13 protein-coding genes and 1 pseudogene are annotated in these 17,951 nt (G+C 69.5%); 11 read left to right on the top strand and 3 right to left on the bottom strand.

Going from position 1 to position 17,951, the window contains the following annotated elements:
* Positions 1 to 47: 47 nt before the first annotated feature.
* The 7 genes from JD292_RS06210 (at position 48) to JD292_RS06180 (ending at position 9,225) form a co-directional block, all read left to right on the top strand.
* Positions 48 to 1,073 (top strand): AAA family ATPase, encoded by a 1,026-nt coding sequence (locus JD292_RS06210; RefSeq protein ID WP_200132020.1) that lies wholly within the window; start codon positions 48 to 50, stop codon positions 1,071 to 1,073.
* Positions 1,070 to 2,413, top strand: coding sequence for a DUF58 domain-containing protein (locus JD292_RS12450; RefSeq protein ID WP_200131867.1), 1,344 nt, complete (start codon positions 1,070 to 1,072; stop codon positions 2,411 to 2,413). Before JD292_RS06210 ends, JD292_RS12450 begins: the two co-directional genes overlap by 4 nt.
* Complete coding sequence (locus JD292_RS06200; protein ID WP_369411169.1) at positions 2,410 to 4,911, top strand: TgpA N-terminal domain-containing protein; 2,502 nt, start codon at positions 2,410 to 2,412, stop codon at positions 4,909 to 4,911. Before JD292_RS12450 ends, JD292_RS06200 begins: the two co-directional genes overlap by 4 nt.
* Positions 4,908 to 5,732 carry a PP2C family protein-serine/threonine phosphatase gene (locus JD292_RS06195; RefSeq protein WP_200131866.1) on the top strand — a complete coding sequence of 275 codons (825 nt, stop codon included), beginning with the start codon at positions 4,908 to 4,910 and terminating at the stop codon, positions 5,730 to 5,732. The genes JD292_RS06200 and JD292_RS06195 overlap by 4 nt, the downstream gene beginning before the upstream one ends.
* Positions 5,729 to 6,481, top strand: coding sequence for a hypothetical protein (locus JD292_RS06190; RefSeq protein WP_200131865.1), 753 nt, complete (start codon positions 5,729 to 5,731; stop codon positions 6,479 to 6,481). The genes JD292_RS06195 and JD292_RS06190 overlap by 4 nt, the downstream gene beginning before the upstream one ends.
* An 84-nt stretch (positions 6,482 to 6,565) precedes the next feature.
* On the top strand, positions 6,566 to 8,434 hold the full coding sequence (locus JD292_RS12370) for a DUF5684 domain-containing protein (protein ID WP_200131864.1): 1,869 nt from the start codon (positions 6,566 to 6,568) through the stop codon (positions 8,432 to 8,434).
* Positions 8,435 to 8,517: 83 nt separating this feature from the next.
* Positions 8,518 to 9,225 (top strand): endonuclease/exonuclease/phosphatase family protein, encoded by a 708-nt coding sequence (locus JD292_RS06180; RefSeq protein ID WP_200132018.1) that lies wholly within the window; start codon positions 8,518 to 8,520, stop codon positions 9,223 to 9,225.
* A gap of 6 nt (positions 9,226 to 9,231) precedes the next feature.
* On the opposite strand, the gene JD292_RS06175 is transcribed toward JD292_RS06180, so the two are convergent.
* The 3 genes from JD292_RS06175 to JD292_RS06165 form a co-directional block, all read right to left on the bottom strand.
* Entirely contained in the window at positions 9,232 to 9,984 is a 753-nt protein-coding gene (locus JD292_RS06175) for a GntR family transcriptional regulator (RefSeq protein ID WP_200131863.1), read from the bottom strand.
* A 216-nt stretch (positions 9,985 to 10,200) separates the two neighbouring features.
* Entirely contained in the window at positions 10,201 to 10,767 is a 567-nt protein-coding gene (locus JD292_RS06170; RefSeq protein WP_369411168.1) for a MarR family winged helix-turn-helix transcriptional regulator, read from the bottom strand.
* 11 nt (positions 10,768 to 10,778) lie between these two features.
* Positions 10,779 to 12,572: an MDR family MFS transporter gene (locus tag JD292_RS06165; RefSeq protein WP_200131862.1), complete on the bottom strand. Its 1,794-nt coding sequence runs from the start codon at positions 12,570 to 12,572 to the stop codon at positions 10,779 to 10,781.
* Positions 12,573 to 13,079: 507 nt separating this feature from the next.
* Between JD292_RS06165 and JD292_RS12445 the strand changes: the two are divergent.
* From JD292_RS12445 to purE, 4 genes and pseudogenes are all read left to right on the top strand, one after another.
* Positions 13,080 to 13,598, top strand: a pseudogene (locus JD292_RS12445) (Ig-like domain-containing protein); the annotation flags it as partial.
* A gap of 648 nt (positions 13,599 to 14,246) precedes the next feature.
* Positions 14,247 to 16,034, top strand: coding sequence for a DUF5979 domain-containing protein (locus JD292_RS12145; protein WP_233613656.1), 1,788 nt, complete (start codon positions 14,247 to 14,249; stop codon positions 16,032 to 16,034).
* Positions 16,035 to 16,221: 187 nt separating this feature from the next.
* Entirely contained in the window at positions 16,222 to 17,370 is a 1,149-nt protein-coding gene (locus JD292_RS06155) for a 5-(carboxyamino)imidazole ribonucleotide synthase (RefSeq protein ID WP_200131860.1), read from the top strand.
* 43 nt (positions 17,371 to 17,413) lie between these two features.
* Positions 17,414 to 17,944 (top strand): 5-(carboxyamino)imidazole ribonucleotide mutase, encoded by a 531-nt coding sequence (gene purE / locus JD292_RS06150; protein WP_200131859.1) that lies wholly within the window; start codon positions 17,414 to 17,416, stop codon positions 17,942 to 17,944.
* Positions 17,945 to 17,951 lie beyond the last annotated feature (7 nt).

Here is a 17,951-nt window from a genome sequence, read left to right as displayed (position 1 = left end):
ATCAGATTTTCACCGAGAACGCCCACTCACGCGAGGACCCCATGAACATGCAGAACCAGGACACGGCAGGCACCACCCAGGTTGCCAACCAGCCCTCCCGCCGCGAGGAAGCGCTCACCCCGGACCAGGCCCAGTGGGTTGCGCAGGTGTTCCAGTCGACGGCGGGCGCGATCGAGCAGACGATCCACGGCAAGCGCCGCGTCATCGAGCTCGTCATCGCCACCGTGCTCGCGGGCGGCCACGTGCTCCTCGAGGATGTTCCGGGAACGGGCAAGACGGCGCTCGCGCGCGCCCTCGGCCAGGTCGTGCAGGGCACGTCGTCGCGCATCCAGTTCACGCCCGATCTGCTGCCCGGCGACGTGACGGGCATCTCCGTCTACGATCAGCGCGCGGGCGTGTTCGAGTTCCACGCCGGGCCGATCTTCGCGAACGTCGTCCTCGCCGACGAGATCAACCGGGCGAGCCCGAAGACGCAGTCCGCGCTCCTCGAGGTCATGGAGGAGGGCCAGGTCACGGTCGACGGCACAACGCACGATGTGGGGTCCCCGTTCCTCGTGATCGCGACGCAGAACCCGATCGAGCAGGCGGGAACCTACCGGCTGCCCGAGGCGCAGCTCGACCGCTTCATGATCAAGACCTCGATCGGCTACCCGGACGGCGCCGCGATGGCGCGCATCCTGCAGGGGCATCGCGCCGCGCACGAACCGCTGCAGCCGGTCGTCACGACCGCGATGATCACGCAGGCCATGGAGTTTGCGAACCGCGTGCACGTGAGCCCGCTCGTCGCGGACTACGCGGTCCGTCTCGTCGAGGCCACCCGCCGTGCCGAAGCCGTGCGCCTCGGTGCGAGCGTTCGCGGCGCTCTGTCGCTCGTGCGGCTCGCCTGCGCCTGGGCCGTCGCCAACGGCCGCCACTACATCACCCCAGATGACATCCGGGATCTTGCGCTGCCCGTGCTCGCGCACCGTCTCGTCCTCGAGCCCGAGGCCGAGTTCGACGGCGTCACGGCTGAGCAGATCGTCGGGCAGATCATTCTCGACGTCGCACCGCCGCAGGAGAACGGCACGGCGTGAGCTGGGAGACCGATCGCGGCCGGACCTACGGCGGCACGCTCGGGACGACCCGGCGCAGTGATACTGCGCGGGGACGTCCGCAGTCGCGTGCCACGAAGGCCCGACGCTGGTGGCGCCGCAACCGCCGCCGGGTGCGTCGCGATTTCCGGCGAGCCGCGCAGACGGTCACCCCGACCGGGCGGTTCGTGCTGGCGGCGACGATCCTCGCGAGCGTGCTCGGCGCAACGCTCGGCTGGGTCGAGGCGTGGGCCGTGGCCCTCGTCGGCGGGTTCCTGCTCCTTGCCGCGCTGCCGTTCCTCATCGGCAGCCGGGCCTACCTGATCAAGATCGCGCTCGACCGCTTGCGCGTCGTCGCGGGCGGCAATGTGCATCTCGCGATCGAGATCGAGAACGCGAGCGGGAGGCCTGCCCTGCCCGCGACGGCGGAACTCCCCGTCGGTCTTGCGCTTCGCGAGCTCGACATCCCGTTCATCGCCCCGCGAGGCGCGATCATGCTTCCCGTCGAGGTACCAACGCAGGCGCGCGGCGTCATCGAGGTGGGTCCGCTCACGCTCGCCCGCCGCGACCCGATCGGCCTGCTGCGCCGCGAGGTGACCTGGCGTGACCGTCACCTGGTGCACGTGCACCCGCGCACGGTGCTGCTGCCTCCCGGGTCCGCCGGTCTCGTGCGCGACCTCGAGGGCGTGCCGAGCAAGCGCCTCACCGACTCGGATCTCTCGTTCCACGCCGTCCGCGATTACGTGCACGGCGACGCGCTGCGTCACGTGCACTGGCGGTCGACGGCGAAGACGGGGAAGCTCATGGTGCGCCAGTACGAGGAGACGCAGACGGCGCGCGCCGCGATCCTGTTCGATGCGAATCGCGCGGAGTACGCGAGCGACGAGGAGTTCGAGCTCGCCGTGAGCACGGCGGCCTCGCTGTCGATGCAGGCGGTCCGCGAGGGGCGGGAGCGTTTCGTCGCCTCGCAGTTCACCCCCGGCAGGCTGCGCGCGGCGATCGATGGGCTCGAGGAGCTGCCGTCGGACACGCTCACCCAGGTGCTCGACGCCTGGTCGGAGCTCGAGCCGGCCGAGGATCCGCGCCCGATCGAGTGGCTCGCGCGCAGCCTCGCCGAGTCGCGGCGGCCGCTCTCGGTGGTGTTCGTGATCACGGGGTCGCTTCCGGATCCGTCGCGGCTGCGCCGCGCCGCGGTGTCGTTCCCCGGTGATGTCACGGTGATCGGCGTTCGTTGCGAACTGCTCGCCGATCCGAGCGCGAAGCTGCTGGACGTGTGCACCTTGCTCACGGTGGGCGCCCTCGGGGATCTGCCCCGTCTCATGCTGCACGGGAGCCGGTCGTGACGGGCCCCGTGCAGATCGCCGCGGAGCCGGGGAGGCGTTCGCGCGGCCCCGGGCCGGGACTGACGGTCGGTGCCGGCGTGCTCGCGCTCGGGATCGGGGTGTTCGCGGCGCTCTCGAGCGCGCCGATCTACGCCGATGCGCGCGCGTGGGTCGTGTCGCTCGTGGGCGCTGGGCTCGCGTTCGGGGTGGTCTGGCTGGGCCGTCGATTCCGCTGGGGTCCGCTCACGCTTGTCGCCCTGATCGGGATTTTTGTTGCGACGCTCGTGCCCGTGGCAGTGCCCGGGGCGTTTGCCTCAGGCCCCGAGGGCATCGTGCGCGGCTTCGGCGACGGGCTCGCCGCCGTCGCGCTCGGCTGGAAACAGCTCCTCACCCTCACCCTCCCCGTCGGCACGTATCAGAGCGTCCTCGTGCCGCTCTACGTGATCGCCTTCGGCGCGACCGCGATCTCCAGCTGGCTCGCGCTCCGCGCCGGCCGCTTCGCCGAGTGGGCCGCGCTGCCGCTCGTGCTCCCCGTCGCGTTCGGCACGGCGTTCGGCTCATCGAACCTGAGCGATCCGCTGCGGCTCGGTGCGCTGCGGATCATCGCGCCGCGGGAGCTGGCGATCTGGATCCTCGCGTTCGCGGGGATCGCGATCTGGATCGCCTGGTCGTCCGGCATCGACCGGCGGGCAGCACTCCGCAGGGGACGGGCCGGAATGGACCGGGCGCCCGTGCGTCGCCGCGGAGCGCAGCGCGGGATCATCGGCGCGGCCGTCGTGGTCCTGGCGCTGGCCATCGCCTCGTTCGCGGCCCCAGCGATCGCCGGGCCCGAGCGCAGCGTCGCCCGCGATCGCATCGATCCCGAGCTCGTGATCGCCGAGCGCACGAGCCCCCTCGCCGGCTACCGCGAGTGGAAGCGAGACGCGAACTTCGGCGCCGACCTCTTCGAGGTGCGCGCGAATGGCGCACTGCCCGGTCGCGTGCACCTCGCCGTGATGGACCGCTACGACGGCGTCGACTTCTCGGTGGGCACCGGCGGCAGCAGCGAGCGCTTCACCCGCTTCCCGAGCGGCGAAGCGGTCTCGATGTCGAGCCGGGTCACCGTGCGCATCGCGGGCGGCTACTCCGACATCTGGGTGCCCGTCAGTACCCCGCTCGCCTCGCCGCCGCAGTTCGGCGGACCGCGCGCGTCCGCGCTCGCCGACGCCTTCTACCTCAATCGCGACACCGGGGGCGCCGTCGCGGTCCCCACCAAGCGCGGCCTCGTGAACGGGGATTCCTTCTCGGCGGACATGAGTATCGCGGGGGACCGCACGCTCGCGGAGGATCCGGCGAACCCGGAATCCCAGATCGACCTCGAGAAGATGCCCGAGCTCGCGAAGTGGTGGAAGGCGCAGGGGCTCTCGCCGACGGGCAGCGGGCTCGCCGAGGGTATCAAGCGGCTGCGCGATCGCGGCTACCTGAGCCACTCGCTCACCGAGGGGCCGGGGGAGCAGCAGTGGCTCGCCGCCCTGCAGAAGGACTACGGCACGCGCTTCGTCACGAGCACGGGAGGGCACTCGATCGCCCGCGTTGAGCAGCTCTTCAAGCAGCTCAACGACCAGCAGCACGCCGCGGGGCCGAAGGCGGACGACCGCATGCTGGTCGCGGGGATCGGTGACGACGAGCAGTTCGCCGCCGCCGCCGCGCTGCTCGCCCAGTCGCTCGGCTTCGACTCCAGGGTGGCGCTCGGCGTGCGCCTCGGCGGCGACGGCGTCCCGGGGGTGCCGGCGTGCGCCGAGAGCTGCACGGGCGAGAATATGGCCGCGTGGATCGAGGTGCGCGGGGCCGACGGCGTCTGGGCGCCGTTCGATGTCACCCCGCAGGTCGAGATCCCGCCGACCTCGCTCGAGGAGGGCGAGCAGCTCCCCGAGTATCCGACCGTTCCTGAGGAGCGCGACGCGCAGGAGAGCGACCCGCCGATCGGCACGAGCGACGCCGATGGCAAGCCGGCGAACAGCACCAAGCCCGAGGGAGAAGCGATCTTCTGGCAGGTGCTCAAGTACGCGGGTCTCGGCCTCGGCGCCCTGGCGATCCTCGCCGCTCTCTCGCTGTTCATCCCGCTCGCAAAGCGTTTCCGGCGGAACAGGCGGCGCTCGGCGCCGTCGCCGGAGATCCGTGCGATCGGGGCATGGGATCAGCTGCTCGACGCCCACCGCGACGCGGGCAGGAGCGTTGATTCCGGTGTCGCACGTCGTATCGCCGCCGCCGATCTCGGCATCGAGGATGCCGACTGGATCGCGCGCGAGGTCGATCGGGCCGTGTTCTCCCGCGAGGGAATCGACGCGCCCGCGGCGGACGCCCTGTGGCGTCGCGTCGACACCGCCGAGCGCGAGCTGCGCGCAGGCCTGAGTCCGTGGGGACGGATCCGGGCCCGCTTTTCGCTCGCGTCGTATCGGAGCGGACGCGCCTCCCGGCGTCGCCGCTTCGTTTCCAGGGGGCCTGGAAAACCGAACCAAACGAAGGGGACAAGCGGATGATCCGCGAACACACCGCACCGTCAGGGTGCCCGCAGCTGCAGTACGCGCTCCGGACGGATCCGGGACGCAAGCGCGAGGTCAACGAGGACTCGGGCCTCGCGGTGCAGCCGTGCTTCATCGTCGCCGACGGGATGGGCGGGCACGAGGCGGGGGACCTCGCGAGCCAGGCGGCCGTCGCCGCGTTCCGCGACCGCTTCCCGCTCGGGAGCCGCGCAACGGTCGAGGACGTTTCCGCTGCGCTCGACGCGGCCCGAGCCGCCGTTGCCGCGATCTCGGAGGGGCACGAGCGCGGTGCCGGGTGCACGCTGACCGGGGCGGTCCTCGTGGAATCCGACGGGCACCCCCACTGGCTCGTGCTCAACATCGGTGACTCCCGCGTGTATCTCCATCGCGGTTCGGAGCTCACGCAGCTCACGATCGATCACTCGCTCAGGGCCGAGATGTCGGCCGACGGCGCCGAGGACGCTCGCCTGCCCGGGCGCAACATCATCACTCGCGCGCTCGGTTCCGCCGACAGCACTGCGGACTCGTGGCTCGTTCCCGTCGAGACGGGGACGCGCCTCCTGATCTGCTCGGACGGGCTCACCACCGAGGTCCCCGACGAGGATCTGCGTGCCGCGCTCACAATGGGCGGCGCCGCGGACGCGGTCGCCGACGAGCTCGTGCAGCGCGCCAACGATGCCGGGGGACGCGACAACATCACCGTGCTCGTGGTGGACACGATCGCCGGCGGCTCCCAGTGGGTGAAGTCGGACGTCGAGGTGGGGGAGACCGGCGATGAGACGCTCACGGTGACGATCCCGCGGAGGCGGCACGAATGACCGAGCGACCCCCGGTAACCCCCGATCCTGGCGACGATCGCGAGGTGGACGACGCGACGCGCGCAGTGGCGCGTCCCGCGGCGGTGCCGGACGACGACGCGACGCGGGTGGTGCAGCGGCGCTCTGCGGAGCCGGAGGACCCCGACGCGACGCGCGCTGTTCCGCGCCCCGCTGCGCAGCAGGACGAGGACGATGCGACGCGGAAGGCGCCGCGCCCCGCGGGAAGCGGCGAACAGTCGGCGCGCGACGCCGCGGCCCCCGGCGGCCTGCTCCGCCCCGTGCAACGGGAGTTCCCCGGGGTCGGCGGCCCGTCCACGGTCACCCGAACGGGGGCGACAACGGGCAGTAGAAACCCCGCGCCGCCGGTTGAAGAACCCCTGGTCACAAATGTTTCGCGCGATGTCGCCGCGCTCATGTTCAAGTCACCGCTCGACCCGCGCCGCAGGGTGCGCAACACCTCGGTCGCCGGGGCCGAGGACGCCTCGCCGCGGCAGGGCGTGAGCCGCGGCATTCCCGTGGTCTACGGCCCGCGAGCTCCGGAGGCGCTCCCCGTCGGCGTGGCAGCAGCACCGGCGCCCCCCTCCGGGAGCGAGGCCGAAGCGCCCCCGGCGGCGGATCGCACGGGCCTCCCCTCGACCGCGCGCATCAACCGGCGGGAACGCCTGGTCACGCTGATCGGCGGGGCCGCGCTCGTGGTGGTCGGAGTCGCCGGCCTCTGGTGGATCGCGGTAACGGCGTTCGGATCATGAGCGAAAGCGGACCCGAGGCGCGTACCGGCGCGGGAACAGGTATCTTTGGTGCAGACAAGCGCGCCCTGAGCGAATGGATGAACGATGAACGGTGATGCAGCCGGCGGCCTCGCAGCGGTGACGGCCCTCTCGCTGATCGGCGGCCTCCTCGGCCTCGCAATCTACGTCTGGTATCTGTGGGCGCTCTCGCGGCTGTTCCCGTATCTCGGACTGCCGTCGAGCCACGGCTGGATCCCCGTCTGGAACCAGTGGCAGCTCATCCAGCGCGGTGGCCTGCCCGGCTGGATGGTGCTCCTCGGCTTCGTCCCCGGCCTCGGGATCGTGGTCGCCGTGGTGAGCGTGATCGCCATCCACCGCCTGAACACCGAGTTCGGCAAGGGACCCGGCTTCACCGTGCTGGGCTTCTTCCTGCCGCCGCTCTGGGCCATGCTGCTCGCGAATCACATCGCCGATCGCGGATACTCTGGCGCAACGCCGGGCGCCTACCCCGGCGCACCGTCGCAGGTAGCGCCGAGCCACGCTCCCGGCGGGATCTTCGGCCCGAACGGGTCTCCCGCGGCCAGCCACGCGGCTCCGCCCCAGGCAGCCGTCCACGCGCCGCAGCAGCCCGTTGCGGCGTGGCCGCAGCCCGCGGTTCCCCAGCACCCCGCGCCGCACCCCGCACCGGGGTTCGCGCCCGCACCAGCGCAGGAGGCTCCGGCCTCGGCGCAGCACCACGACTTCGGGAGCCCCCAGCAGCCGCCCGCGCCGCAGCCCTACGCGCCGCAGCCCGCGGTGCCTCCGGCCGCGCCCGCACCCGCACCCGCGCAGGACTCCTCCGCTGATCACGGCAGCGGTTTCGATCAGCTCGGCTTCGCCCAGCAGGATCACGCCCAGGATCGCCCCCGGACGCCCGCCGCTCCCGCGGCGCCCGTCGGGGGCAACGACTGGGGTTTCAGCCGCACGACCGAGGGCGACTACGCGCGTCTCGCCGCTGAGGGCGCCCCGCCGCGGGTGATTCCCCCGCTCGGGGCGAGCGAACCGCTGCGTCCCTTCTCCTGGCCCGAGCCGCAGGACGAGACCGGCATGATGCCCGCGATCGTCGATCCGCTCGTGCTCCCGGAGCCGCCCGCGGGCGCGCACTCCGATCCGGAGCGGAGCCAGGGGGCGCCCGAACGCGCGGATGCCGGATTCTCCGAGCCGGGTGCGGCGCACGCCCCGGCGCACCACTCAGCCCCTGAGCGGGAGCCCCAGCAGCAGGCGCCAGCGGCACCGGCCGAGCCCCAGCCCGCGCCGAGCGAGGCCGCTCCCGCGGCCGCCTCCGAGCCCGTGCGGAGCCCGGCGCGCGAGGCCTCCCCGCGACGCGCGGTGAAGCCAGCGGGACCGGCGGTTTCCGCCGAGGTGCCGACTCCGGCGCCGAGCGTTCCCGCGCCCGCACCGGCCGCTCCCGCTGTCGCCCCGGCTCCTGCCCCGGCCGTCCCCGCCGCCCCGGCGCCCGCTCCCGCTCCCGCTCCCGCACCCGCTCACGCCCCCGCGGCCCAGGCCCCGGCGAGGGCCGCGGCTCCCGCGCCCGAGCCCGCCCCGGTGTCGATCCCGATGCCTGCGGCGGAGGAGGAAGCGGAGGAGGATCGCACGGTCGTCGTCGCGCGCCGCGCCCGCTACGGGCTCGAGTTGCCCGACGGGGAGATCGTCGAGCTCGTGGGGGACGACATCATCGTCGGCCGCAAGCCCACTCCCCGCGAGGGCGCCGTCGTGCTGCAGATCGCGGACCCGACGCGCACGATGTCGAAGTCGCACGCCCGCATGCGCCGCATGGGCGACGACTGGACGATCGAGGATCTCGCCTCGACGAACGGCGTCGCGCTCGTCGCCTCGAACGGCGACACGGTGCCGCTCGATGCAGGAGATGAACGCCCGGCTACCGAGCAGCTCGTCATCGGCACGCTCGAAGTGCGTCTGATCAGGATCGATTAACGAACCGTTCGCCACATTCCCGGGTTGATGCGCGTAGTGTGGGCGTGGTCGGAATGAAAGCAGAGGGACCCCGAGGGGGAGCATTGCAGATCATCAGCTACAACCTGAGAAAGAACCGGGCCGTCACCGAGCTCGGGGCGCTCGCCGAGTGCCACGAGGCCGATGTGCTGTGCCTGCAGGAAGCTGAGGCGGTCGCGCTCCCCACCCGGCTGGGTCACCTCGAGCTCGTCCACGCCACCGAGCGCAACCGGCTGGGCCTCGCCATGTATGTGCGGTCAGACCGCTTCCACGCGCGCTCGGCCAACACGTTCCAGCTGAAGAAGTCGCTGCACGATCGCCTGCTCGCGCCCGCGCACGAGCGGCTGCTCGGCGTCAGGCTGCACGACCTCGAGGCCCGCCGCGACCTCGTGGTCGCCTCTTTCCACGCCGCGCCGCTCACCGCGCTCAACTCGCTGCGCCGCCATCAGATTCACGCCGCTCTCGCTGAGCTGCGCATCCTCGGGCCCGGCCTGCCGGCGCTCATGGTCGGCGACTACAACTACCCGGTGTTCAAGGGGCGTCTCGATTCTGAGATGCGCGACAGCGGCTACGAGCTCAGCCTGAGCGACAAGCGAACCTACACCCGCTACCGCATGTTCCGCGGGCATTTCGATTTCGCGACCTCGGCCGGGCTCGACATCGCGAGCGTGCGTACCCTGGATCGCGGGACCTCGGACCACCTGCCGATCCTGATCTCGGCGCAGCACCGCGCGGAGGATCGCGTTCCGGAACTGCCGCTGATCAGCGTCTAAGCGCGCTCAGGAGGGCGTGAGTCGTCGCGTGAGCGGGTTGCGGTGCTCCGCGCTGTTCTCGACCACGAAGCTCGCCATCGCGGGCAGGTAGCGATCGTCCGCGGTCTCGATGACGGTCCCGAGCTCGTTGAACGTGAGCCGGCGCACCCGCAGGAGCGGGTGACCGACCTCGACCTCGAGCTGTTCGGACTCGAGCGGATGGGCCGAGATCGCGTCGATGACGTGCCGCGCGCGGATCGAATGGGCGCCGGCCGCGGCGAGCGTCTGGGAGACGCTCCGGTTGTCGAGCTCGGTGGCCAGGAGGTGTCGGCCGACCTCGAGGGGGAACGAGGCCCGCTCGAGCATCGCGGGTTTTCCGTCGAGCGAGCACAGTCGGATCATTTCGACGACGGGGGCGTCGGGGGCGATCCGCAGCTCCCTGGCGGTATCCTCCGAGGCCTGACGGCGGGTGAGCTCGACGACCCGCTGGCCCGGTTCGAAGCCGAGCTCGTTGGCCCACTCGGTGAAGGACATGAAGGTTCCGAAGGACTGGGTGGGGGCTGTGTGCTGCACGCGGGGAGGGGCTCCGCGCCCGCCGACGATCATGCCCTCGGCGCGCAGGGCGGCGAGCGCTTGCCGCACCGGGCCGCGGGAGGTGCCGAACTCGGCGACGAGAGACTTCTCGCTCGGAACTCGGTCTCCCGGGTGCCACTGGCCGGTGCGGATGCGGCGAGTGAACTCCTCGTAGAGCTGCACGTGCAGGGGGGAGGGGCTCGTCATGGGGACAGGTTACAAGTTGGAAATCCCGGGTGAGCGCCCGGGAAGTAGCCGCGAAGTGAATAGTTCGTGTGTGACGCGTCCCAAAGTGAATTGCCCCTGAACGCTAGGCGAAAGGCCGGGGACATGTTGTCTCGACAACCGCGGAAATTGGCGGATCCAGATAACGAAAGGGTGCGTCTCGCGCGGCGGGGAATGGACAGCGTGCGCCCGCGAGGGCTACGCGGCGGGAGCGTCGGGCTCGCTCCGGGGCGGAGCCTCCAGACCGTGATTCTGCTCCCGGGAGCAGCGTGCGGCGGGGCCGTCGACGGCGGGATCCGTCGAGGCCGTGTTGAACCGGTGCAGGCCGAGCTTCAGCACCTCGAGGTCGTCCATCGACCAGTCCGAGAACCGCTCGTGGTAGGACTCCGCCCAGGCGATCCGGATCTTCACGAACTGCTCCTGGGCGAGGGGGCTCGGGGTGAGGAGCGTGACGCGCTTGTCCTCGGCGGCCGGTTCGGCGACGACCAGGTCCATCTCGCGCAGGTTCGCGACCTGGCGACTCACGGTGGCCTTGTCCATGTCGAGCATCTGGCTGATCTCGGTGGCCGTCACGGGCCCCTTCTTCAGGATGAGCTGCAGCACCATGAGGCCGACACCCCGGAGCTCGGGGTGCACGCCCTCCGCGTAGCGGGCCCAGCGGGTACGCGCGAAGGTGAAGATCTCCGAGAACTCCGAGATGATCTCGGTAATCCTCGCGTCCTTCGGCGAGATGGGCCCGCCAGCGGCGGATGCGTCGTCGTGCACGATCTCAAATCCTAGTTGCTCGACCCGTGGTCCCGGCGAGAACCCGGGGAGGCCGCCGCGCTCGCGGCGGTGCGCCCGGATCGTTCGCCGCTCACGGATGTCTTCGCCGCTGCGGCCTCGCCGGCGGACTCGGCCGATTCAACCGACTCGACCGACTCGATGAGCGACGCGGCACCGGGACCCTCGAGGCCCGCGGCCGCAGCCGCCTCGCGGCGCTCGAGCTCGGCGCGCTGCTGCGCCGCGCTCTTCGAGCTCAGCGGGATGTTCGGCAGGAACAGGATCGCGACGATCGCGACGATCGCGACGGGGGAGGCCGCGAGGAAGACGTCCCCGATCGCGTGGCCGTAGGCGGACTCGACGACGAGGCGGATCGGCCCGGGGAGCTCGGCGAGCTTCGGGATCGTGCCGCCCTCGAGCGATCCCGCGCCAGCCAGCGCTGCCGGATTCGTCTTCGCGAGCTCGGTCATGCCGTCCTTGATGAACGTGACGACCTGGGAGGCGAGCATCGCGCCCATCGCGGACATGCCAGCGGTGCCGCCGATCGTGCGGAAGAAGGTGACCGCGGAGCTCGAGACGCCGAGCTCGTTGGGGGAGACCGTGTTCTGCACGACGAGCACGAGGTTCTGCATGCAGAGACCGACTCCCGTGCCGAGCACGAACATCGAGACGCCCACGTACCAGAACGACGTGTCGTAGCGGAGCTGACCCATCATGATCAGGCCGATGAGCAGGATAAAGGAGCCCGCCACCATGTAGCGCTTCCACTTGCCCGTGCGCGAGATGATCTGTCCCACGAGCGTGGAGGAGATGAGCACGCCGGCCATCATCGGGATCGTGAGCAGACCCGACTCGGTCGGGGTCTTCCCGCGCGCGAGTTGCATGTACTGCCCGAGGAACACTGAGGTGCCGAACATGGCGAGGCCGACGGCGATGCTCGCGATGACCGACATCGTGAAGGTGCGGTTCTTGAACAGGTGCAGCGGGATCAGGGGTTCTGCAACGCGGAGCTCCACGAACACGGCGATCAGGAGCAGCAGGATGCCGCCGCCCACCATCGCGAGCGTCTCCCAGGACCACCAGTCGAACTGCGATCCGCCGAGCGTCACCCAGATGAGCAGGCTCGCGAAGCCCGCGGAGATGAGCGCGGCGCCGAGGTAGTCGATCTGCACCTTCCGCTTCACCGTGTGCAGGTGGAGGGTGCGCTGCAGCACGATGATCGCGACGACCGCGATCGGGGCCGCGACGTAGAAGTTCCAGCGCCAGCCGATCGCGTCGGTGATCGCGCCGCCGAGGAGGGGGCCGCCCACGGTCGAGACCGCCATGATCGCGCCCATGATGCCCATGTACTTGCCGCGCTCGCGCGGGCTGATGATCTCCGCGAGGACGATCTGGCCGAGCGCGCCGAGGCCACCGGCGCCGAGGCCCTGGAACACGCGGAACGCGATCAGCCAGCCGGGATCCTGCGCCATGCCGGCGAGCGCGGAACCCACGGTGAACAGGACGAGCGAGGTCTGGAGCAGCACCTTCTTGCTTGTCAGGTCGGCGAGCTTGCCCCAGATCGGGGTCGAGATGGCCGAGGCGAGCATGGTCGCCGTGACGACCCACGTGAAGGCGGCCTGGTTGCCGCCGAGGTCGGCGATGATGATCGGCATCGAGGTGCCGACCACGGTCATGGAGAGCATGGAGACGGCCATGCTCAAGAAGAGGCCGGTGAGCGCGAGATTCTTCGCGCGGCCGTGGAGGATGCCCTCGTCGGTGGCGGCGCTGCTCTGCTGCGGTTTCTCGTCGGTGCGGGTCCGTGACATATCGGAGGCGGGATCCTTCGGGGTCTGTGGTGGAACGGGTGGGTGATGCGGGGACGGGAGCTCAGCGGTGCGGGCGAGTGGCCCGCAGAGGCGGAACGCCCGGTGCGCCGTCATCGCGGTCTGGGCGGGGACCCGGTTTGGGGTCCATCGTTGACGAAGATCAACTATAGGGAAATGGTTGATTGATGTCAATCAATGGAAGGGTTGAGCCCCATGTGAATTTACGTTGCGTAGAGTAACGTTTCTGGAGTAGAGTTTGCGAGACTGGCGATTCGCTCCATAAATGTGCCGAGGAAAGAAATGTCTCGTGCTTTGCTCTTGGTGAAGTGGCACTGTCTGGTTCGTTGTCGCGCATAGTCAAAACCTATAAATACACTAAGTAACGATTTCCGGGTACCCTGGGGCATGTAACTGAGTGAATTTACAGATTTGCATTACTTAGAGCTTCATGGCCGTGGCTCTATTCCGCGGCTCGCGGAACCGAGGCCTTTCATGGATTGAGGGAGCATGACACAGAAATACGAGAGTGTGGACAAGCCGCGTAGACGGCTGAATTGGCGTACCGTTTTGAAAGTTGGAGCGCTCGTGCTGGCATCCGCCCTGGCGCTTCCGGCTATGCCAATGGCCGCTTCCACCGCGGCCCACGCGGCTGATACCGCGAGCGTTACGTTCTCAAACGTCAGGGTAAACGAGGGCAACCGGCCGCTCGATGCTGACGGTTACATGGCTGCGAGCAACACCGCCGAGTTCAACACTTGGAATCCGGGTGCCCCCGCTGAGGGTGCCGGCGGCTTCGTGATTCCCTCGTTTGATGTGGCAATTGCCGATGGCGCGCAGCCGGGACAGGCTTTCTCGATCACTCTTCCGGAGTTCTGGAAGGTGCGTGGAACACAGGGTTTTGCGAATCTCGTTGACGCCTCCGGGAACACGATCGCAACGAGTTCGATCTCGAATGGGAATCGCACGGTAACTTTCACGTTGACTGCCTTCGTGAAAGACCGAGTTGACTTGGCAGGGTCCTTCTCCTTTCAGGCGCAGGAGTACTCGAATCGGAACCGTCCCGCTGGAGACTACGTTGCCCCGATCGTGTCGGGGAGCGGACAAAATCTCGTGGACCTTAAGCTTCACATCCCGCCGGCGTACTGGACTGCTCCGGCGATTTACGGGTCCTGGAGTGGCGATGCGAACACGCCGAACGGGACTGTAGAGGTGCGTTCGAAGCCGTCATGGAACGGCCAGAGTGCAGTGAAGATGGACGTCTATGCCGGGCCAGGTTACGATTTTGACTGCGCCTCGGCGTTGAGCCAGGATCCGAGCCAGCGTTATGGAATCGGCTTGACTGATATTGGATCGGCGCCCGCATCGGTGCCGACGTCTGAGTATCTCTTGGATCCGAGTAAGTACAAGTTCACCTGTGACAAACAGTCCTTTACTCTTGAGATGCCGGCGTCGTCGTGGACGAGCGCGGACGCTGAGTCGGGGCAGGTGCTCCGGATGTTCATTAAACGCATCGCAAACGGTGATGACTCCTGGCAGGTCGACGATGCGGTATTCGCGTACCTTGACCTAACGCAGAATAACGTGACCAGTAAGTATGAGAGCCGTAACGCCCGTCCGGGTTCAACGGGTTCGGGTTCCTCGAGCCAGCTCCCCCCTGGCGCGTTTGAAACGCTGATGTTCCAGGACATGAACGGGAACAACGTCTACGACGAGGGCACCGACACGGTTCTGCCGAATATCCAGGTGAAGATCACCGGGAAGACGACCACCGGCGCTGACGTGGACACCATGGTGACCACGGATGACAAGGGCCGCGCGCGTTCGACGCTGCGCGAAGGCGAGTACACGGCGACGATCGTGAACCCGCCTGCGGGAATGACGCAGGTCACTCCGAAGACGGGCAGCGATGACAAGGTCGATTCCGACTTCGATAACAACGTGGCAACGTTCACGGTGAAGTCGCGTGAGACGACTGCGCGCGACGGCGGCTTCTTCGTCCCGATGGGCACGTTCCACCTGGACAAGGCCCTGACCGGCGACGCCGCATCGTGGGTTGCCGCGAGCACCGAGTTCACGGTCGACTACTCGTATCCGGCCGGAGCCGCTTACCCCGCGGGTTCGGGCGTGGTGAAGATCAAGGCCGACGGCACGCAGGTCGAGTCGCCGAAGATCCCGGTCGGCGCAGTCGTGACGCTCAAGGAGCAGGCTCCCGCCGCGATCGCCGGCGCGAAGTGGGGCACCCCCACCTACTCGGAGAACGGTTTCACGATCACGAACGGCTCCCAGCTGACCGAGGTCACGGTGACAAACCCGATCGAGCCGACCTTCGGTACCTTCGCGGTGAAGAAGGCCATCACGGGTGAGGCCGCGAGCCTCGTCCCCGCCGATGCCGAGTTCACGGTCGAGTACTCCTACCCGGCAGGGAAGCACTTCCCCGCGGGCAACGGCGAGCTGAAGGTCAAGGCCGACGGGACCGCCGCCACGTCGCCGAAGCTCCCGCACGGCGCGGTCGTGACGATCAAGGAGCAGGCTCCCGCCCCGATCGCGAACACGGTGTGGGCCGATCCGACGTACTCCTCGGAGAACGTGACGATCGAGGGTGATCAGGCGCAGCCCGCGCTCACCGTCACCAACCAGCTCGACATGCTCTACGGCACCTTCGATGTGAAGAAGGCGCTGACGGGTGAGGCCGCAAGCGTGGTTCCCGCGGACACGGAGTTCACGGTCGAGTACTCGTACCCCGCTGGCGAGGGCTTCGCCGCGGGCTCGGGTGAGATCGTGATCACGGCCGATGGAACTGCGGTGACCTCGCCGAAGATCCCCTACGGCGCGAAGGTGACGCTGCAGGAGCAGGCTCCTGCCGCGATCGCGAACACGGTGTGGGGCGATCCGGAGCTGTCGACGGACACGATCGAGATGGGTGCGCTCAGCTCGGGTGTCGTGGTCACGGTGACGAACCCGATCGAGCTGGCGTACGGCAAGATCGCGGTTGCGAAGAAGGTTGCCGGTGACGGCGCCGATCGCGTGGCGAAGGATGCCCAGTTCACGGTGCACTACACCTACCCTGCCGGCCCGGGTTACGAGGCGGGCGAGGGTGACGTGAAGGTCACGGCCGATGGTGCTGCGGTGGAGTCGGAGCAGGTTCCGGCCGGTGCTGTGGTGACGATCGAGGAGCAGAAGCCTGAGAACGGCGCGGACTACAAGTGGACGGGCGTCGAGTACTCGGCAACGGACGCGACGGTCGTGGCGGATCAGACGGCGGAGTTCACGGTGACCAACACGGCGACGAAGGTCGACCAGCCGGTCACCCCGACCGAGCCCGGCGAGCCCGGCGTCCCGGCGAAGCCGACGCTCCCGATCACGGGTGCTGGTGCGGGCTGGATGCTCGGCGCGGTGGCCGGTGCGCTGCTGATCGGTGGTGCGGTGCTGCTGCTGGTGCGTCGCAAGGCCGCTGGCGAGTAGCCCGGTGCCCATCCGGTAGGGGCGTGTCAACGCCCTGAACCCGGAAGCACGGCGAGGGCCCGGTGCGAGGAGGAATCCACGCACCGGGCCCTTCGCGTGCGCCCGAGAAGCACGCGGTCGAATCCCTGATCAGTGCAGGCGGGCGGAGTGAAGCCGTTGGCCCCGCGGGTACGGCAGAATAGAGGGCATGGGTCTGGAGAACGGCAGCATCACGATCGGCGTCATCGGTGGCGGGCAGCTCGCCCGCATGATGGTGCCCCCGGCGATCCATCTCGGGCTCCGGATCAGCGTGCTCGCTGAGGCAGAGGGGTCGAGCGCGGCCCGCGCCGCAGACGCCGTCGGCGACTACCGCGACGCCGCCACGGTGCACGCCTTCGCCGACACCGTCGACGTGATCACTTTCGATCACGAGCACGTGCCCTCGTTCATCCTGCGAGAGCTCGAGGAGCGCGGCGTGCAGGTGCACCCGCGCCCCGACGCGCTGCAGTACGCCCAGGACAAGATCCTGATGCGGGAGAAGCTCGAGGAGCTGGGTGTTCCCGTTCCCGACTGGGCCGCCGTGGCCGACGAGGCCGAGCTGCAGAGCTTCCTCGACGCGCACGGCGGGCGCGGTGTCGTGAAGACCGCTCGCGGCGGCTACGACGGCAAGGGCGTGCGGGTCGTTTCGAGCGCGGTCGAGGCGCAGGACTGGTTCACGGCCCTCGACGAGGACGGTCACGGCGGCCGCCTCCTCGTCGAGGAGCTCGTCGACTTCACGAGGGAGCTGTCGCAGCTCGTGGCGCGCCGCCCGAGCGGCGAGATGCGCACCTGGCCCGTCGTCGAGACGATCCAGCGGGACGGCGTGTGCGCCGAGGTCCTCGCCCCCGCTCCGGTGCAGAATCCCGCGACGCTCGAGGAGGCCGCCCGCATCGGCACGGCCGTCGCCGAGGGCGTTGGCGTGACGGGCGTGCTCGCGGTCGAGATGTTCGAGGCCGCGGACGGCAGGGTGCTCGTGAATGAGCTCGCGATGCGTCCCCACAACTCCGGTCACTTCTCGATCGAGGGCTCGGTGACCAGCCAGTTCGAGCAACATCTGCGCGCTGTGGCGGATCTGCCGCTCGGGGACACGACGATGACCGCCCCCGCCGCGGTCATGGTGAACGTGCTCGGCGGGCCGGCCGAGGGCCCGATGCCCGTGCGCTACGCCGAGGCGCTCGCCGCGCACCCTCGGGCGAAGTTCCACAGTTACGACAAGCAGCCTCGCCCCGGACGCAAGGTGGGGCACGTCACCGTGACAGGCGACGACCTCGCTGAGGTGCGCGCTCAGGCGGTGGCCGCGGCCGCCGTCTTCGACTAATCGCCGCAGCCGCGGGCGGCCCTCCGGCACTACGATGGAGGTCATGGCACAGAGCGCAACGCCCATTGTCGGCGTGATCATGGGTTCCGACTCCGACTTCACGGTGATGAGCGACGCGGTGCAGGTGCTGCGCGACTTCGGGATCCCGCACGAGGTCGAGGTGGTGAGCGCGCACCGCACTCCCGAGAAGATGGTCGACTACGCGCGCGGGGCTGCCGCGCGCGGGCTGCGCGTGATCATCGCGGGCGCGGGTGGCGCCGCCCACCTGCCCGGGATGGTCGCCTCGATGACCACCCTTCCCGTGGTCGGCGTCCCCGTCCCGCTCGCGAAGCTCGACGGGCTCGACTCCCTGCTCTCGATCGTGCAGATGCCGGGCGGAATCCCGGTGGCGACGGTGTCGATCGGCGGAGCGAAGAACGCCGGGCTGCTCGCGGCGCGGATCATCGGCAGCGCCGATCCCGAGCTCGCCGCGCGTCTCGATGAGTACGCGCGCGGCCTCACCGAGATGGTGGAGGAGAAGAACCGGGCCCTGCAGGCGCGCGTGGCGGAGGACGCCGCGGCCGAGGAGGCGTGACGCACGG

The sequence above is a fragment of the Leucobacter edaphi genome (assembly GCF_016522535.1).
Classification (GTDB): Bacteria; Actinomycetota; Actinomycetes; order Actinomycetales; family Microbacteriaceae; genus Leucobacter; species Leucobacter edaphi.
The sequence above is the reverse complement of the archived record's forward strand: the minus strand, read 5'-3'. Positions and strand labels throughout refer to the sequence as shown.